General features: G+C 70.3%; 15 protein-coding genes. 11 read left to right on the top strand and 4 right to left on the bottom strand.

Going from position 1 to position 17,347, the window contains the following annotated elements; all coding sequences use genetic code 11:
* Positions 1–28 precede the first annotated feature (28 nt).
* The 4 genes from J2851_RS06015 to J2851_RS06000 are packed head-to-tail and all read left to right on the top strand — an operon-like array spanning position 29 to position 6,125.
* Positions 29–1,378 carry a GGDEF domain-containing response regulator gene (locus J2851_RS06015; protein ID WP_209764944.1) on the top strand — a complete coding sequence of 450 codons (1,350 nt, stop codon included), beginning with the start codon at positions 29–31 and terminating at the stop codon, positions 1,376–1,378.
* Between the two features lie 45 nt (positions 1,379–1,423).
* Entirely contained in the window at positions 1,424–4,018 is a 2,595-nt protein-coding gene (locus tag J2851_RS06010; protein ID WP_209764943.1) for a PAS domain S-box protein, read from the top strand.
* Complete coding sequence (locus tag J2851_RS06005) at positions 4,015–5,685, top strand: sensor histidine kinase (RefSeq protein WP_209764942.1); 1,671 nt, start codon at positions 4,015–4,017, stop codon at positions 5,683–5,685. The genes J2851_RS06010 and J2851_RS06005 overlap by 4 nt, the downstream gene beginning before the upstream one ends.
* Positions 5,682–6,125 carry a response regulator gene (locus J2851_RS06000; RefSeq protein WP_209764941.1) on the top strand — a complete coding sequence of 148 codons (444 nt, stop codon included), beginning with the start codon at positions 5,682–5,684 and terminating at the stop codon, positions 6,123–6,125. Before J2851_RS06005 ends, J2851_RS06000 begins: the two co-directional genes overlap by 4 nt.
* 12 nt (positions 6,126–6,137) lie before the next feature.
* Here the strand turns inward: J2851_RS06000 and J2851_RS05995 are convergent, their stop codons facing one another.
* Both J2851_RS05995 and J2851_RS05990 read right to left on the bottom strand, forming a co-directional pair.
* Complete coding sequence (locus tag J2851_RS05995) at positions 6,138–6,779, bottom strand: response regulator transcription factor (protein WP_209764940.1); 642 nt, start codon at positions 6,777–6,779, stop codon at positions 6,138–6,140.
* A complete protein-coding gene (locus tag J2851_RS05990) occupies positions 6,776–8,434 on the bottom strand; it encodes an MASE4 domain-containing protein (protein WP_209764939.1) in 1,659 nt (552 codons plus the stop codon). The genes J2851_RS05995 and J2851_RS05990 overlap by 4 nt, the downstream gene beginning before the upstream one ends.
* 265 nt (positions 8,435–8,699) lie before the next feature.
* Here J2851_RS05990 and J2851_RS05985 point away from each other — a divergent pair, with 265 nt between their 5' ends.
* The 6 genes from J2851_RS05985 to J2851_RS05960 all read left to right on the top strand — a co-directional run bounded on the left by J2851_RS05985 (position 8,700) and on the right by J2851_RS05960 (position 15,367).
* Positions 8,700–9,371, top strand: coding sequence for a hydrolase (locus tag J2851_RS05985; protein WP_209764938.1), 672 nt, complete (start codon positions 8,700–8,702; stop codon positions 9,369–9,371).
* 228 nt (positions 9,372–9,599) lie between these two features.
* Positions 9,600–9,869 (top strand): XapX domain-containing protein, encoded by a 270-nt coding sequence (locus J2851_RS05980; RefSeq protein ID WP_209764937.1) that lies wholly within the window; start codon positions 9,600–9,602, stop codon positions 9,867–9,869.
* Positions 9,866–11,836: an amidohydrolase gene (locus J2851_RS05975; protein WP_307419058.1), complete on the top strand. Its 1,971-nt coding sequence runs from the start codon at positions 9,866–9,868 to the stop codon at positions 11,834–11,836. The genes J2851_RS05980 and J2851_RS05975 overlap by 4 nt, the downstream gene beginning before the upstream one ends.
* Before the next feature lie 14 nt (positions 11,837–11,850).
* Positions 11,851–12,306: a DoxX family protein gene (locus J2851_RS05970; RefSeq protein ID WP_209764935.1), complete on the top strand. Its 456-nt coding sequence runs from the start codon at positions 11,851–11,853 to the stop codon at positions 12,304–12,306.
* Positions 12,306–13,949: an MFS transporter gene (locus J2851_RS05965; protein WP_209764933.1), complete on the top strand. Its 1,644-nt coding sequence runs from the start codon at positions 12,306–12,308 to the stop codon at positions 13,947–13,949. Before J2851_RS05970 ends, J2851_RS05965 begins: the two co-directional genes overlap by 1 nt.
* The gene (locus tag J2851_RS05960; protein WP_209764931.1) at positions 13,946–15,367 is read left to right on the top strand and encodes an alginate export family protein; all 1,422 of its coding nucleotides are present in this window, start codon (positions 13,946–13,948) and stop codon (positions 15,365–15,367) included. The genes J2851_RS05965 and J2851_RS05960 overlap by 4 nt, the downstream gene beginning before the upstream one ends.
* Positions 15,368–15,378: 11 nt before the next feature.
* On the opposite strand, the gene J2851_RS05955 is transcribed toward J2851_RS05960, so the two are convergent.
* The gene (locus J2851_RS05955; RefSeq protein WP_209764929.1) at positions 15,379–15,600 is read right to left on the bottom strand and encodes a hypothetical protein; all 222 of its coding nucleotides are present in this window, start codon (positions 15,598–15,600) and stop codon (positions 15,379–15,381) included.
* A gap of 196 nt (positions 15,601–15,796) precedes the next feature.
* Here J2851_RS05955 and J2851_RS05950 point away from each other — a divergent pair, with 196 nt between their 5' ends.
* Positions 15,797–16,174 (top strand): hypothetical protein, encoded by a 378-nt coding sequence (locus J2851_RS05950; protein ID WP_209764927.1) that lies wholly within the window; start codon positions 15,797–15,799, stop codon positions 16,172–16,174.
* A 27-nt stretch (positions 16,175–16,201) separates the two neighbouring features.
* Here the strand turns inward: J2851_RS05950 and J2851_RS05945 are convergent, their stop codons facing one another.
* Positions 16,202–17,320 (bottom strand): TAXI family TRAP transporter solute-binding subunit, encoded by a 1,119-nt coding sequence (locus J2851_RS05945; protein WP_209764926.1) that lies wholly within the window; start codon positions 17,318–17,320, stop codon positions 16,202–16,204.
* Positions 17,321–17,347 lie beyond the last annotated feature (27 nt).

The raw sequence follows: 17,347 nt of genomic DNA, 5'->3' as shown, positions 1-17,347 counted from the left end.
CCCTACGCGGGTTAAGGACCACCGCCTCATGGACGCCCACTTACCTTCCACGCCCACCGCGATCCTGCTGGTGGAGGACGACGATGCGGACGCGGGACTGGTCATCCGGACCCTGCGCCCCTATGCCCGCCGTTTCACCCTGACCCGCGCCACGACGCTGCAGGAGGCGCGCGCCTTCCTGCTGCGCAACGCCTGCGACGTCGTGCTGCTGGACCTGTCGCTGCCGGACAGCTTCGGCTTCGACACGGTGCGCCGGATGCGCGGCGACGTGCCGTCGCTTCCGCTCGTCGTGCTGACCGGCCTCGACGACGAGGATTTCGCGCTGCAGGCGCTGGCGGCGGGGACGCAGGACTATCTGGTCAAGGGGCAGGCCGACGGGCCGCTGGTCTGGCGGGCCATCCAGCACGCCATCGCCCGCAAGCGCCTGGAAGAGCAGCTGCGCCTGTCGGAGGAGCGGCTGGCCGGCATCATCGAGCTGGCCCAGGACGCCATCCTGACCACCGACGAGAACCTGAACATCACCCTGTTCAACCCGGCCGCGGAGCGGCTGTTCGGCTATTCGTCGGAGCAGATCGTCGGCCGCCCGCTCTGGCTCCTGATCCCGGAACGGCTGCGCGGCGAGCACGCCCGGGCGATCGCGGACTTCGCGCAGTCGCCGGTCCCGACGCGCGCCATGACCGACCGCAGCGAGGTGACCGGCGTGACCTTCGACGGGCGGGAATTCCCGGCCGAGGTCTCCATCGCCAAGCTCCAGCACCCGCACGGCATGCTCTACACCGCGGTGGTGCGCGACATCTCCGAACGCAAGCGGGTGGAGGCCGAACTGCGCCGCATGGCGACGACCGACCCGCTGACCGGCCTGTGGAACCGCCGCCGGTTCCTGGAGCTGGCGGAGGGGGAGCTGTCGCGCCTGCGCCGCTACGCCCGGCCGGTGTCGGTCCTGATGCTGGACATCGACCATTTCAAGGCGATCAACGACACCCACGGGCACGCCGCCGGGGACGAGGCGCTGTGCCGGCTCGCCGACCGGTGCCGGGCGGAGCTGCGCGAGACCGACCATCTCGGCCGGCTCGGCGGGGAGGAGTTCGCGATCGTGCTTCCGGAAACCGGCCTTGGCGAAGCGGTGGAGGTCGCGGAGCGGCTGCGGCTGAGCCTCAGCGACATGCCCGTGCGGCTTGGGGACACCACGCTGCATATGACGGTGAGCATCGGCGTCGCCGCCTGCCGGGACGGCGATGCGTCCATCGACCGGGCGCTCGGCCGCGCCGACCGCGCGCTCTACGCCGCGAAGGGCGGGGGGCGCAACCGCGTGGTCGCGGACGCGCCCGAGCCTCTGGAAGCGGAACGCGCCGGGGCCGAAGCGATGGCCCTGGGATGACGCCGCATTGATGATGGGCCGCGACTGCCGCGGGAGGTTGGACCCATGATGAGCGCGCAGACATTGGACGTGGACGATCGCCCCGACGGCACCCTGTCGCCACAGCCGCCGGACCCGCCGGACCGGACTTATCCCGACCGGACTCCCCCGGCCCGGACTTCAGCCCCGCCGCCGAAGCCCCGGCGCTGGTGCGGCGTGGTCGCGCTGCTGCCGCTTCTGGTCGTGCTGCTCGGCGCGGCGTTCATCGGGGCCGGCGTCTGGGTGACCTGCGACAGCCTGGAGCGGGAGCGCGCAGACATCGTCCAGGCGAAGGAGGCCGACGCCGCCAACCTCGTCCGCGCCTTCGACGAGAACATCCGCCAGACCATCCGCCGGATCGACCAGGCGCTGGTGCATCTGCGCGACGAATTCGCGATGCACCCCGACGTCTTCCTCGCCAAGGCGGCGAACTGGCAGAAGACGCTGTACGCCGACCTCGCCTTCCAGGTCAGCGCCATCGACGCCGAGGGCAAGCTGCTGTTCTCCAACCTCGCTCCGGCAAAGGAGCGGATCGACCTCGGCGACCGGGAGCATTTTCTCGTCCACCGGCACTCCGCGGACGACCGGCTGTTCATCAGCCGGCCGGTTCTCGGCCGCGTGTCGGGGCGGTGGTCCATCCAGTTCACCCGCCGCATCGACGCCCCCGACGGGTCCTTCGGCGGCGTGATGGTGCTGTCCGTGTTTCCCGACGATCTGACGCGGTTCTACGGCACCAGCGAACTTGGCCAGCAGGGGTCGATCATGCTGGTCGGCATGGACCGGGTGGTCCGCGCCCGCGCGTCGGCGGCGCCGGCCCCCAGCATCGGGGTGGGGGCCGTCCTGGTCAACCGCCCCTACCTCGACCCCGGACTGCCGCCGTCCGGCACCCTCTATCTGACGAGCGAGGTCGACGGCATCCGCCGGATCGTCGCCTACCGGCGCCTGAAGGACTACCCGCTGGTCGCCATCGTCGGGCTGGGCTGGAACGAGGCGCTGGCGGACTTCATGGAACGGCGGGACAAGGTCCTGTTCGGCACCACCCTCGTCGCGGTCGCGGGCATGGTGGCGATCCTGCTGATCGCCTGGCTCATCCGGTCCCAGTTCCGGCACCACCGTCGCCTGGAGGCGACGCAGGAATTGCTGGCGAGCACCGAGGAGCGCTGGCGGCTGGCGCTGGAAGCGGTCGGCGACGGAGTTTGGGACTGGGACGCGCGCAGCAACTCCGTCTTCTTCTCCCGCGGCTGGAAGGCGATGCTCGGCTACCGCGAGGACGAAGTGTCCGACCGCCTGGAGGAGTGGGAGCAGCGCGTCCACCCGGACGACCTCGCCGCCGTGCACGCCGACCTGAAGCGGCACCTGTCCGGCGAAACGGCGTTCTACGTCAACGAACACCGGGTTCGCTGCAAGGATGGCGGGTACAAGTGGATCCTGGACCGCGGCATCGTCGTCGGCCGCGGGCCGGACGGCGCCGCCCTGCGCGTGGTGGGCACCCACACCGACATCACCGGGCACAAGCACGCCGAGCAGGCGTTGCGCGAGCGGCAGGAGCTGTTCGAGCAGATTTTCGTCGCCAACTCGGCCATCAAGCTGCTGATCGACCCCTCCGACGGCAGCATCGTGGACGCCAATCCGGCCGCCGCCGACTTCTACGGCCATTCCCTGGACCGGCTGCGGTCGATGCGCGTGGCCGACCTGAACGTCTGGTCCGCCGACGACATCCGCGCGGAGATGGAACGGGCGGCCCGGGAGGAGCGCAGCTATTTCCACTTCCGCCACCGCCTCGCGTCCGGCGCGATCCGCGACGTCGAGGTCTACAGCAGCCCGATCGCGGTGAACGGGCGAAGGCTCCTGCTGTCGCTGATCCACGACATCACGGAACGGCGGCTGGCCGAGGCGGAACTGAGTGCCAAGACCGCGGAGCTGGAGCGCTCCAACGCCGAGCTGGAGGCCTTCGCCTACGTCGCCTCGCACGACCTGCGGCAGCCGCTGCGCACGATCAACAGCTATCTGGCGCTGGTCCAGCGGGACCTCGCCGGCAAGCTGGACGCGGACACCGGCGAGTGCATGGAGTTCGTGCGGCAGGGCGCCCAGCGCATGGACCGGCTGATCGTGGACCTGCTGGAATACAGCCGGGTCGGCCGCAAGACGCGCCCCTTCGCGCTGCACGCGGCCGGCACCATCGTCGCGACCGCCCGGGACAATCTGGAAGCCGCCATCTTCGAGGCCGGCGCCGTGGTGGAGATCGCCCCCGACCTGCCGCCGCTCTGGGGCGACGACGTGGAGCTGACGCGCCTGTTCCAGAACCTGATCGGCAACGCGGTGAAATACCGGTCGTCGGAACGCCGGCCGGTCATCCGCCTGGGCTGCACCGGCGAGGCGGCGGGCTGGCACTTCACCGTCGAGGACAACGGCATCGGCATCGCGCCGGAGCATTTCGAGCGGATCTTCGGAATCTTCCAGCGGCTGCACAGCGCCGACGAATATGACGGCACCGGGGTCGGGCTGGCCATCTGCAAGAAGATCGTGGAGCATCACGGCGGCCGGATCTGGGTGGAATCGGAGCTTGGAGAGGGCAGCCGCTTCCACCTGATCCTGCCCCGGCACACGGCGGCCGCGGCATGAACGGGGAGCACGCCGCCAAGCGACAGACGGATTGGGGCGACCGCTGGCGGGAACGGCCGACGACCATCCTGTTGGTGACGGCGACGGTCGTGGTCCTGGTCGCCGTTTGGGTCTGGCTGGACGCCGTCCGGCTCCGGTCGGCGGCCCTGGACGTGCGCAGCAGCGCCGCCATCGCGGCAACACCCGTCGCGGGCGGCCTCGCCGGCGTGATCGCCAAGCGTCTGGCGCTGGTGCGCGGGCTCGGCGCCTTCGTCACGGTCGAGCTGTCCGGAGATGGGCTGGACGACGAATTCCCGGCCTTCGCCGAGGCGTTGCGGGCATCGATGCCCGGCATCCGCAACATCACCGTCGCGCCGGACTTCGTCGTCCGCCTGGTCAACCCGATGGACGCAGGCCACGAGAAGGTGGTCGGACACGACCTGCTGAAGGACCCCCGGCCGGGCTTCCCCGACACCGTGCGCCGCGCGATCTCCACTCGGGACGTGGCGACCCACGGGCCCGTGGAGCTGTTGCAAGGGGGGATCGGGCTGATTGCCCGGCAAATCCTCTTCAAGGACGGCAAGCCCTGGGGCGCGGTGGGGGCGGCCTTCGACCTGCCGCCGATCCTGAACGAGGCCAACCTGGCCGGGCTGACCCAGCGCTACCGTGTGGCCCTGCGCCGGACCGGCGGCATGGTCTTCGCCGGGGAGGAGGCGGTGCTCGGCCTGGACCCGGTGGTGGAGCGCATCCCCGTCGCCGACGGCGACTGGGAGCTGGCCGTCGTTCCGATGGAAGGCTGGGCCGCCGCCGCGCGGGCGCAGGCCGGGCGGGGGCCGCTGGTCCTGGCGGTCGGCGGGGTCGGGATCCTGGTCATCACCGTCGTGCTGCTGCTGGCCGAACGGCGCGCCACGCTGGCCCGCCTCGTCGAGCTTCGCACCGCCGAACTCGACCACGCCCGCCGCGACGCCGACCGCAAGGCGCAGCAGCTGGCGCTCGCCCAGAAGGAGCTGGAGCAGTTCGCCTTCGCCGCCGCGCACGACCTCCAGGAGCCGGTGCGCGCCATGGGCAGCTACGCGCAGCTTCTGCAACGGGAGATCGGCGCCAGCCTGGACGAGGAGCGCGCCGCGCTGCTGGTCCAGGTGGTGGAGGGCGCCCGGCGCCTCAAGGCGCTGCTGAGCGACGTGCAGATCTTCGTCGCGGAGACCGGCATTCCTCTGCCGGACCGCCCGGTGCAGGCCGACGACGCGCTGGACGACGCGCTGGCCGCGCTGGCACGGACCTTGGACCGGGTCGGGGGCCGGGTGCGGCGCGACCCGCTGCCCAGGGTCATGGCCGACCGGCGGCGGCTGCGTGAGATGTTCGTTGTTCTCATCGGCAACGCGCTGGAATACCGGCACCCGGACCGCCCGCCGGACATCCATATCGGGGCGCGGGAGGACGGCGCCTTTGTGGTTCTGACCGTCCGCGACAACGGAATCGGCATCGAACCGCGCTATCATGAGCAAATCTTCGAGGTGTTCCGCCGGCTGCACGGCCGGACGGAGCATTCGGGAACCGGCATGGGCCTGCCCATCGCCCGAAAGATGGCCGAGCGGCTGGGCGGACGCATCACCGTGTCCTCCGACCCCGGCCAGGGAAGCGCCTTCAGCATCCATCTGCCCGCCGTCAACCAGGAGGCCGGTCCATGAGCGCTTTGCCCCACGCGCCTTTCCACATCCTGCTGGTCGAGGACGACCCCGCCGACGCGGGGCTCGCGAAGCGGGCGATCCGGGAAGGGCGCGTCCTCTGCGACGTGCACCACGCCGTGGACGGGGTGGAGGCGCTGGCCTACCTGCGGCGGGAGGACCCGTGCCACGCCCACGCGCGGCGTCCGGACCTGATCCTGCTCGACCTCAACATGCCCCGCCTGGACGGGCGCGGGGTGCTGGCGGAGGTGAAGAAGGACCCGGAGCTGCGCGGCATCCCCGTGGTGGTGCTGACCACCTCCGACGTGCAGCAGGACGTCGAGGCCATCTACCAGCTGGGCGCCAACAGCTTCGTCACCAAGCCGCTGGACCTCCAGGACTTCTTCACCGTGATCAGCGGCCTGGAAAACTACTGGTTCAACATCGTGAAGCTGCCGAAATAGAGGGGGCCGGCGCTACAATTCGGCCCCCGAGAAGCGGAACGGCAGGGACGAGACCTTGTCGGCGATGCGGACGAGGTCCGGCAGGGACTTCGCCTGCATCTTGCGCATGACCTGGGCGCGGTGGACCTTGATGGTGATCTCGCTGAGGTTCAGCGCGGCGGCGATCTGCTTGTTGAGCTGCCCCGCGGCGACGAGCAGCATGATCTCCCGCTCCCGCGGGGTCAGCGACCGGAAGCGCTCGCGCAATTCGCTGAGCGCGGCGTCGTCCCGCCGCCGTTCCCGGTCGAGTTCGATGGCCTTGTGGACGGCGTCCAGCAGGTCCTGGTCGCGGAATGGCTTGGTCAGGAACTCCAGCGCGCCGGCCTTCATCGCGGTCACCGACATGGGGATGTCGCCGTGCCCGGTGATGAAGATGACCGGAAGGTGGATGCCCATCCCCTCCAGCTCCCTCTGGAATTCCAGCCCGCTCTGGCCGGGCAGCCGCACGTCGAGCACGAGGCAGCCCGCGCCGACGGGCCGCGCGTCGTGCAGGAAATCCTCGGTGGACGGGTAGGCGAAGACCGTCAGCCCGACCGAGCGCAACAGCCCCGCGAGGGCTTGGCGGATGGAGGCGTCATCGTCGACGATGCAGACGAAGGACGGGTCGTTCGTCATTGGGCGCGCTCCGTCGCCGGCGCGGCGCGGTCCCAGGCGTTGTTCCTGGCGTCGTCCCCGGCACGTTCCTGGGCGAACTCCTGGTCGATGGGCAGCGTGAACTGGAAGACGGCGCCGTGGGGGCGGTTCCCGGTCGTCCACAGCCGGCCGCCGTGCGCTTCGATGATGGACTGGCAAATGGTCAGGCCCATGCCGCTCCCGTTCGGCTTGGTGGTGAAGAAAGGTTCGAACAGCCGCTCCTCCTGCGTCGGCTCCAGCCCGGTGCCGGAATCCTCGACGACGACGAGGACGCTGCCGGTTCCCTGGCGCGCGGACCGCAGGCGCAGCACGCGCGCCCGGTCGGTGACCGCGCCCATGGCATCGACGGCGTTGGCGACGAGGTTCAGCACGACCTGCTGGAGCTGCACCGGATTGCCGTTGACCCAGGGCAGGGTCTCGTCGAACTCGGCGAAGACCGACACGCGGTTGGCCCGCAGGTCGCCGCGCGCGTGCTTCAGCGTGTCCTGGACGATGGCGTTGATGTCCAGCGGGACCCGCGCCTGCGGCGACTTGCGGAAGGCCGCGCGGATGCCCTCGATCACGCGCGCGGCGCGGTGGCCGTCCTTGGCGATGCAGGCCAGCGCCTCCCGCGCTTCCCCAAGGTCCGGAACCGGGCGGTTCAGCCAGCGCAGGCCGGCCTCGGCGTTGGTCACCATGCTCGCCAGGGGCTGGTTGACCTCATGCGCGATGGCGGCGGACAACGCCTCCAGGCTGGCGAGCTTGGCCTCGCGCACGCAACGCTCCGCCGCCATCGACCGGACGATCCGGGCGTAGAGCGTCGTGATCTCGGCCATCAGGACGACCAGGACCACGCAGGACGCGGCAAGGCCGTAGCTCCGCCCCGCCCACCAGCCGACGCTGAACCGTCCCCCGCCGGCGAAGCCCAGCAGGAAGGATTCGATGGCCCAGGCGCACAGCACCACGACCAGCCAGAGGTCGAGCACCGACCGGCGCCGCCAGCGCCACGCAAAGGCGGCGAGGCCCGCGCCGCAGAGGACGAGCGCCACCGCCGGGACGACATCCCAAAGCTCCGTGGTCTGGCTGGTGCTGACCATGAAGCGCGGCAGGACGGACGGAACCTCGACGGCGACCGCGGTCGCGGCAAGGATGGCGGCCAGCGTCGCCGCGACCGCGGCCAGGACGACCGGGCGCGAGCCGGCGTTCGTCTCCGGCACCCGGTCCTTCATCAGCGCGTAGGCCAGGACGAACAGCGGAAAGCCCACCCGCCGCAGGGCGGCGATGGCGGCGGTGCTCTGCAGGTTGGCGCCGAGCAGCCCGTCCGGCGCGAAGACGCCCGGAAAGGTCAGCGCCCAGGGCACGATCATCAGCCCCGTGAAGAGATACCCCACCGCCAGCACCAGCAGGGCCGGCGAACGCTGCGTGGAGAATTGGGCGAACAGAAGCGCCGCCGTGATCGCCTCCGTCGTCAGCACGACGGCGGCGTAGGCCGGCAGCAGGACGGTTCCGGCCGGGAACGGCTGCTCGGCGTTGGGGTAGGCCAGGGCCGCCGCCACGACCAGGGCGAGCACGATACCAGCGGCAAGCCTGAGTTGCGTTGGTCCCGGCGACAGGGACGGAAGAAGCAGCTGGTCGCCGGGCACGGCTGGTTTCGGCATCGCTGTGGCTCTGCTAAGGAGAAGGGGCGCCGATCTGTTGGTTCGGGTAAGGTAGGTCGTTTGGGTTATTGACGTGGGGTCCAGGCGAGAACAGCGCTGGACCGCACATGGACGATTATACGTTGGTATAGACCTGGAAAACGCAAGTTCAATGTCGCCTTTCGGCAAGCTTCCCCATGCTGCCGCTCATCGACCGGATCGCTTCCGGCCCGGATCGCTCCAGACCCGGATCGCTCCAAATGATGAACGAAAAGAGGGAAGAGACATGAGCATCACCGCCACGGCGACCCCCGGCAAGACCCTGCTGTCCCCGCGCGACCACACGCTGGTCATGATCGACCACCAGTCGCAGATGGCCTTCGCGACCCATTCCATCGACGCCACCACCCTGCGGACCAACACGGCGCTGGTCGCCCACGCCGCGGCCGGCTTCGGCGTCACCACCGTCCTGACCACGGTCGCGGAGAAGAGCTTCTCCGGCCCGATCTTCTCCGAGATCACCGACGCCTTCCCGAACGCCGAGGTGACCGACCGCACCTCCATGAACACCTGGGAAGACGCCAACGTCATCAAGCGCATCAACGCCATCGGCAAGGACCGTCTGGTGTTCTGCGGCCTGTGGACGTCGGTCTGCATCGTCGGCCCGACCCTGTCGGCCATCGACCAGGGCTATGAGGTCTACGTGATCACCGACGCCTGCGGCGACGTCTCCGTCGAGGCGCACCAGCGCGCGATGGAGCGCATGATCCAGGCCGGCGTCCGCCCGATGACCTCGCTCCAGTACATGCTCGAACTCCAGCGCGACTGGGCGCGGACGGAGACCTACGAGATGACCACCGGCATCGCCAAGAAGTACGGCGGCGCCTACGGCCTCGGCATCATCTACGCCAAGACCATGTTCGGCGCCTCGGAAGGCGGCCACAGCGCCGCCGCGTAAGTCACTCGGCGAGGTGCAGGCGTCGAGCCCCTCTCCCCTTGTGGGAGAGGGGTTGGGGTGAGGGGTGACGCGCCTGTGATGCGACGGGTTTCCGGCCTGCGGCCGCCCCCTCATCCCAACCCTTCTCCCACACAGGGGAGAAGGGCTTGACGCGTGCGTCCGAGCGTCCCGGCGTGGCCGGACTGCTGCCCCGCCGAACTTCCAAACCTTTGGCCCGAGAACGGTCCGATGATGCCCTATCTCCTATCGCTCGGCGCCGGCATCCTGGTCGGCGTCATCTACGCGCTGATCGGGGTGCGCTCTCCGGCGCCGCCGACCATCGCGCTGATCGGCCTACTCGGCATGCTGGTCGGCGAGCAGGTCGTGCCGGTCGTCAAGCGGCTGGTCGCCGGCAAGCCGGTCGTCGCCTTCATCCAGACCGACTGCGCCCGCCACGTCCTCGGCCCGCAGGCCGGAGGAAATGCTCCGGACAAGCCGGCCACGGGGGAACGCGCGTGAAGCCGCGTCTGACCGGGCTGACCCGCCGCGGGGCGATGGCCGGCAGCGCCGCCGCGTCCCTGCTCGCCGCCCCCATCCTGTCCTCCATAACATCCCGAACCGGGAGCGCCGCCATGCCGTCCACCGATCTCGTGATTATCAACGCGAAGATCACCACGCTCGACCGCGAGAACCCGCAGGCCGAGGCCGTGGCGATCCGCGACGGGCGCTTCCTCGCGGTCGGCAGCGAGGCCGAGGCGCGGGCCGCCGCGGCGCCGGACGCCGCCGTCATCGACGCCAAGGGGCGCCGCCTGGTCCCCGGCCTGATCGACAGCCACCTGCACATCATCCGCGGCGGCCTGAACTACAACATGGAGCTGCGCTGGGACGGCGTGCCGACCCTGGCCGACGCCATGGCGATGCTGCGCGCCCAGGTGGACCGCACCCCGGCGCCGCAGTGGGTCCGCGTGGTCGGCGGCTTCACCGAGCACCAGTTCGCCGAGAAGCGCCTGCCGACTCTCGACGAGCTGAACGCCGTCGCCCCGGACACCCCGGTCTTCATCCTGCACCTCTACGACCGCGCCCTGCTGAACGCCGCGGCGCTGCGCGTCGTGGGCTACACCAAGGACACGCCGAACCCGCCGGGCGGGGAGATCGTGCGCGACGCGGCCGGCAACCCGACCGGCCTGCTGCTCGCCCAGCCCAACGCCACGATCCTCTATTCGACCCTCGCCAAGGGGCCGAAGCTGCCGCCGGAATACCAGCTGAACTCCACCAAGCACTTCATGCGGGAGCTGAACGGGCTGGGCGTCACCAGCGTGATCGACGCCGGCGGCGGCTACCAGAACTACCCCGACGACTACGCGATCATCGAGAAGCTGCACGCCGACGGCGAGATGACGCTGCGCATCGCCTACAACCTGTTCACCCAGAAGCCCAGGGAGGAGTTGCAGGACTTCGCCACCTGGTCCTCCACGGTGAAGCCGGGCCACGGTGACGACACCTACCGCCTGAACGGCGCGGGGGAGATGCTGGTCTACTCCGCGGCCGACTTCGAGGATTTCCGCGTCGCCCGGCCGGAGATGCCGCCGAACATGGAGGCCGACCTGGAGCCGGTGGTCCGCCTGCTGGCGGAGAAGCGCTGGCCCTGGCGGCTGCACGCCACCTACGACGAAACCATCGGCCGCGCGCTGGACGTGTTCGAGAAGGTCAACCGCGACATTCCCTTGCAGGGGCTGAACTGGTTCTTCGACCACGCGGAGACGATCAGCGACCGCAACATCGACCGCATTGCGGCACTCGGCGGCGGCATCGCCGTGCAGCACCGCATGGCTTTCCAGGGCGAATACTTCGTTGAGCGCTACGGCGCCAAGGCGGCGGAGGCGACCCCGCCCATCGCCAAGATGCTGGCGGCCGGCCTGCCGGTCGGCGCGGGCACCGACGCGACGCGCGTGGCGAGCTACAACCCTTGGGTATCCCTGTCCTGGCTGGTCACCGGAAAGACGGTCGGCGGCCTGGCGCTCTACCCCATGGCGAACCGCATGGACCGCGAGACGGCGCTCCGCCTGTGGACGGAGGCCAACACCTGGTTCTCCAACGAGCAGGGCAAGAAGGGCCAGATCAAGGCCGGTCAGCTGGCCGACGCCGCGCTGCTCAGCGACGACTACCTGTCGGTGCCGGAGGACCGCATCGCGCACATCCGCTCCGTCCTGACGCTGCTGGGCGGCAAGGTCGTCCACGGCCAGGGCGACTACGGCACGATGGCGCCGGCGCTGCCGAAGCCCATGCCCGACTGGTCGCCGGTCGCGCTCTACGGCGGCTACTACCGGGATCCGAAGGCGGAGCAGAAGCAGGCTGCGGAATGCGGTTGTCATTCCGGCTGCGCGGTGCACGGCCACGATCACGCGGCGGCGCTCGCCACGGACGTGCCGGTCGCCGACGCGCGCAGCTTCTGGGGCGCCTTCGGCTGCGGCTGCTGGGCCGTGTGAGGGGAGGGGACGGAATGACCGAAACGCTGGGTGGATTGGGGGGAGGGCGCGCGCGGGACAGCGCGCCCCAGCCCATCGCCGCGATCCTCGACTGGCCGGCCCTGGGGCTTCTGGCGCGGCTGGCGCTGGCCGCCCCCTACGCGGTCAGCGGATTTGTCAAGCTGCTGGACTTCAACGGTGCTGCGGCGGAGGCCGCCGGGCTCGGCCTCGGCTCCCCGGCGCTGGTCGCCGCGGCGGTGATCGCCACGCAGCTCGGCGGGTCGGCGCTGTTCCTGACGCGGCGCTGGTGCTGGCTGGGCGCCGGCCTGCTGGCCGGCTTCACCGTGGTCGCCACGCTGATCGCCCACGCCTTCTGGACCTACGACGGAATCGACCGCGCCCGCCAGACCGCCACCTTCCTGGAGCATCTCGCCATCGTCGGCGGCTTCGCCGCCGCGGCGGCGCTGGTGCACCGGCCGGGGAGGCGCTGATGACCGCCGAGACCGTGCCGACCGCCAAGGCGACCGCACCACCGCCAAAGGAACAGCGGGCCGGCGCCTTCGCCCCGCTGCGCAACCGCCTGTTCGCCGTCCTGTGGGCGGCGACGGTGCTGGGCAACATCGGCACCTTCATGCGCGACGTGGCGAGCGCCTGGCTGGTGCTCGATCTGTCGGGCTCGCCCGCCACCGTGGCGCTGATCCAGGCCGCGGGGTCCCTGCCGATCTTCCTGCTCGCCATTCCGGCCGGCGTTCTGTCGGACATTCTGGACCGGCGCCGGATGCTGATCGTCATCCAGGTCGGGCTCGGCTGCGTCAGCCTCGCCCTGATGCTCCAGGCCGCGGCCGGGACGGCCAGCGTGATGTCCATCGTCGGGCTGACCTTCCTCGGCGGTGTCGGCGCCGCCCTGATGGCGCCGGTCTGGCAGTCCATCGTGCCGGAGCTGGTGCCGCGGTCGGAGCTGAAGGGCGCGGTCGCGCTCAACAGCCTGGGCATCAACATCTCCCGCGCCATCGGTCCGGCGGCCGGCGGCGCCATCCTCACCGCCTTTGGTGCCGCCGTCACCTACGGCGTCGACCTGCTGACCTACGTCGCCGTAATCCTGGCGCTGTTCTGGTGGAAGCGCCAGCCCGACGCCCGCGACGAGCTGTCGGAGCAGTTCGGCGGCGCGCTGCGCGCCGGCCTGCGCTACGCCCGCGCCAGCCGCGAATTGCACCGCGTCTTCCTGCGCGCCGGCCTGTTCTTCGCCTGCGCCAGCGCCCTGTGGGCCCTGCTGCCCATCGTCGCCAGCCAGATCCTCGGCGGCGGGCCGGGCTTCTACGGCCTGCTTCTGGGTGCGGTGGGGGCGGGCGCCATCGGCGGCGCCGTGCTGCTGCCGCGCGTCCGCGACCGGGTGGGGCAGGACGGCCTGATGCTCGGGGCGTCCGTGGTCACCGCGCTGGTGATGGTCTTCCTGGCGCTGGCCCCGCCGCGCTGGGCGGCGATCCCGATCCTGCTGGTCGCCGGTGCCGCCTGGATCGCCGTGCTGACGACGCTGAACGCCACCACGCAGTCCATCCTGCCCAACTGGGTGCGCGGGCGCGGGCTGGCGCTGTATCTGACCGTCTTCAACGGCGCCCTGACCGCCGGCAGCCTCGCCTGGGGTGCGCTCGCGGAGGCCATCGGCGTTCCGGGCACCCTGTGGGCTGGTGCTGCCGGGCTTCTCCTCGTCGCCGCCGTCGTGCACCGCGTCCGCCTGCCGGCCGGCGAGGCCGACCTGATGCCCTCCAACCACTGGCCGGAGCCGCTGACCGCGGAGCCCATCCGCGGCGACCGCGGCCCGGTGATGATCACCATCGAGTACCGCATCGCGGCGGAAGACCAGGACCGCTTCCTGGCGGCGCTGCACCGCGTGGCGGAGGAGCGGCGGCGCGACGGCGCCTACGCCTGGGGCGTCAGCCAGGACTCCGGCGACCCGGAACGCGTGCTGGAGTGGTTCTTCGTCGAATCCTGGGCCGAGCACCAGCGCCAGCACCGCCGCGTGTCCCGCGCCGACGCCGACATCCAGGAGGAGGCGCGCGCCTTCCACCGTGGCGCCGAGCCGCCCGTGGTCGCGCACTTCCTCGCCTTCGACCGCCACCGCGGGGAAGCGTCATGAGGGCTCGCGTCGGGGCAACGGTTCTCGCCCTGTGCCTGATGACCAACACGGCTGGAGTGGCCACGGCGGGGGCGGCCGATCCGGCCCCGCCGCCGCTGACCAACACCCGCTTCAACGAGGATTACCGCTACCTCCTCGATCCCGCCCTCAATCCGGGGGCGCGGACCGGCGCCTTCTGGGAGCCGTTCAAGGCCATTCCCCTGACCTCCGACGGGTTCGCCTCCCTGTCCTTCGGGCAGGAGACCCGGCTGCGCTTCGAGGCCGTCCGCAACAGCAGCTGGGGCCAGGACAACCCGCAGAACGACGCCTATGGGTTCTGGCGCGTGCTGCCCTACGCCGACCTGCGGGTGGGCCAAAGCTTCCGCGTCTTCGGGCAGCTCATCCTGGCGGACGCGGTGGGGAAGCTCGAACCGCTGGCCCAGCCGGACGCCGACCGCATCGACCTGATGCAGGGCTTTGCGGACTTCAACGCGTCGCTGGGGGACGCGCAAGGAACCCTGCGCATCGGCCGTCAGATGCTGTCCTACGGGTCGGAGCGGCTGGTCTCCATCCGCTACGGCGCGAACGTGCCGCGCTCCTTCGACGCGGTGACCGGGATCGTCAAGGCCGGCCCCTGGCGGGTGGACGCCTTCCTCGGCCGACCGATCCGTGTGTCGCCCAAGCTGTTCGACGACGAGCGCGACGGGCGCCGCGCCGCCTGGGCGCTCTACGCCACGCGGCCCCTCGACCTGGGCTGGAGCGGCGGCCTGGACGCCTACTACATCGGCTACCGCAACCAGCGCGCCGAGTTCGAGGCCGGCACGGGGCGGGAGCAGAGGCACACGCTGGGCACCCGATTCTTCGGAAAGGCCGACGGCTGGGACTGGAACTGGGAGGCGATGGGCCAGTTCGGCAGCTTCGGCACCGGCAGCATCCAGGCCTGGTCGCTGGCGACCGACACCGGCTACCGCATGGACAACCTGCCGCTCCAGCCGCGGCTCGGCCTGAAGGCCAACATCGCCAGCGGCGACACCAACCCGCGCGACGGCACGCTGGGGACCTTCAACCCCCTGTTCCCCCGCGCGAAGTATTTCGGGGAGCTGACGCCCGTCGGTCCCTTCAACCTGATGAACCTGCACCCCTCCGTCGACCTCGCCCTGTCCGAGGAGTTCAGCCTCAACGCGTCGGCCATCGCCTATTGGCGGGAGAGCCTGGACGACGGCGTGTACGACCTGACCGGCGGCCTGCTGCGCTCAGGATCCGGGTCGGGGGCGCGCTACATCGGGACGCAGGGCGAGCTGGTGCTGTCCTACAGCGCCGGCCGGACGTTCGAGGGGCTGGTCTCCTACTCCATCTTCCAGCCCGGCGCCTTCATCAAGGACACCGGCCCGGCCAAGACGACCCACTTCGTCGGGATGGAAGCGGTCTTCAAGTTCTGACCCGGCGAAGCTCAGTAGCAGCTGCGGCCGACGCAGGTCGGGGGGTGGATGCTTCCGGTCCAGACGCTCTGGCCGCTCTGGACGCTGCGGACCCGGTCCTGCGCCTCCCGCTGCGCCTGCTCGCGCTGATGGACGCAGCGGAGATAGCCATCCGAATCGCGCCCGGCGCAGGCCTGTTCGTTGGTCGCGCAGGCCACGACCATCCACGCGATCGCGAGCGATAACCAGCGCATGGCCGCCTCCCTGGGACGGAGGAGAGTTCCCCCCAATCCTTTCAAAGCGGCCCGGTGCCGGCAATCTTCCATCGGAGGTAGTCGGCCATCCGCCCGGAAGGCAACTTTTCCTGCATCTTTCCTCTACCAGAACAAAAACGGAACATGTATTGTGTGGGCATCCAACGACGATGCCAACGACCGAGGGATGACCCACATGATCGTCCAATTCGACACCGGCCTGACCACCCACCTCCGCGCCTGGGCGTGGCTGGACGTCGGTCTCCGCCAGGGACGCCGGCAGCGGCGCCTGATCGGGTGGAGCATCGAGGACGGCGCGTGGCTCGTCTCCGAACCCGTCGCCACGGTGGCGACCAGCCGCCCGTCGGAGCCGCCGGGCTGGGCGGTCACCGCGAACAACCACCGCTATCTGCTGACGCAGCCCGGCCTGCCGCAGGACGACGAGCCTCTCGCCGTGATCGACCGGCTGCGCCAGACCGGCAGCCTGGATGCCGGCGCCAACATCCAGATCGTCACCTGGCAGGCGGCGGCGCAGGCCGCCGTGCCCCCTTGGGTGGCGCGCCGGTCGGCGTAGGTCGGCATCCGGCGCGCCAGCCGCACCTCACTGCGGCTGGCTCGTCCGCCATTTCAGGAAATCGTCGATCAGCCGGTCGCGCTCGCTCGCCCGCAGGGTGGGCGCGGTCTGCTGGATGACCTGCCCGAGGCTCTGACGCGCCTCCGCCGACAGGACCGGGCGGGCGTCTTGGTGGCCGCTGAGCCAGTCCTCGGCAGCCTTGAAGCGCTTCCAGCCGCCGCCGACCGTGGCTTCAAGGTTCACCTCCTGCCATTTCGGATGGCGCTGCGGCTTTTGGAACTCCGTGATCTTCGAGAAGAAGGCGTCGATGAACCGGGAGATGCGGCGATAGCGGTCGGTGCGTTCGGGCCAGTTGTAGGTGGCCAGGATCGTGCCCACCGCGACGGTGTTGACCGTTTCGCCGGACTTGAGGAGCTTCGGGTAATCGTCGCCGGTCAGCGTTGCCGGGAAGTAGTTCTTCTCCAGCGGCTCCGCGTAGGGGATTTCCAGGAAATGGAAGCGGTCGTCGTTGATCGACGAGACGACCGCCACCGGCTTCGCCGCCACCGAGACCATGGCGGCGATCTCGCCGCTCTTCAGCATGTTGATCGCGGTTGGCTGATCCACGTTGATCGCGTCCACTTTGATGCCCAGTCCTTGGAACATCAGCCGGCCGGACGTGTCGGTGCCGCTGCCCGACACGTCGAAGCTGACCTTCTTGCCCGCAAGCTGGCGGAAGTCGGTGACCTCGCGCGGGGCGATGACGTGAAGCTCGTCGTTGAACAGGCGCGCGACGTAGACCAGCTGGTTGTCGATGTTGCGCAGGCGCGGGTCCTGGCGAAGCTGGTCCATGGTGTCGGTGCGCACGAAGCCGAGGTCGATGCCCTTGAGGAAGCGCACGTCGTAGGCGTTCTGCCCGGCCCCCTTGCCGAGCACCGGCAGGACGCGCAGGTCGTCGCCGTTGTCGAGGACAAAGGCCATGTCGCTCGCCATGCGGAAATAGGTTCCCCCCGGCGTGCCTGAAATCACCGCGACGGTGTTGGCGTTCATCCGCTCGGCAAGGGAGGCGTCGCCGTCCGCCCCAGCCGGGCGGCGCACGGGCTCGGCGGAGGCCGTGGCGATCATCGCGACGCTCGCCAGCCCGGCGATGAGCAGGAATGTCCTCATGAATGATCTCCCAGTCGGCGTGCGGCG

The sequence above is a fragment of the Azospirillum rugosum genome (genome assembly GCF_017876155.1).
GTDB lineage: Bacteria > Pseudomonadota > Alphaproteobacteria > Azospirillales > Azospirillaceae > Azospirillum > Azospirillum rugosum.
The sequence above is the reverse complement of the archived record's forward strand: the minus strand, read 5'-3'. Positions and strand labels throughout refer to the sequence as shown.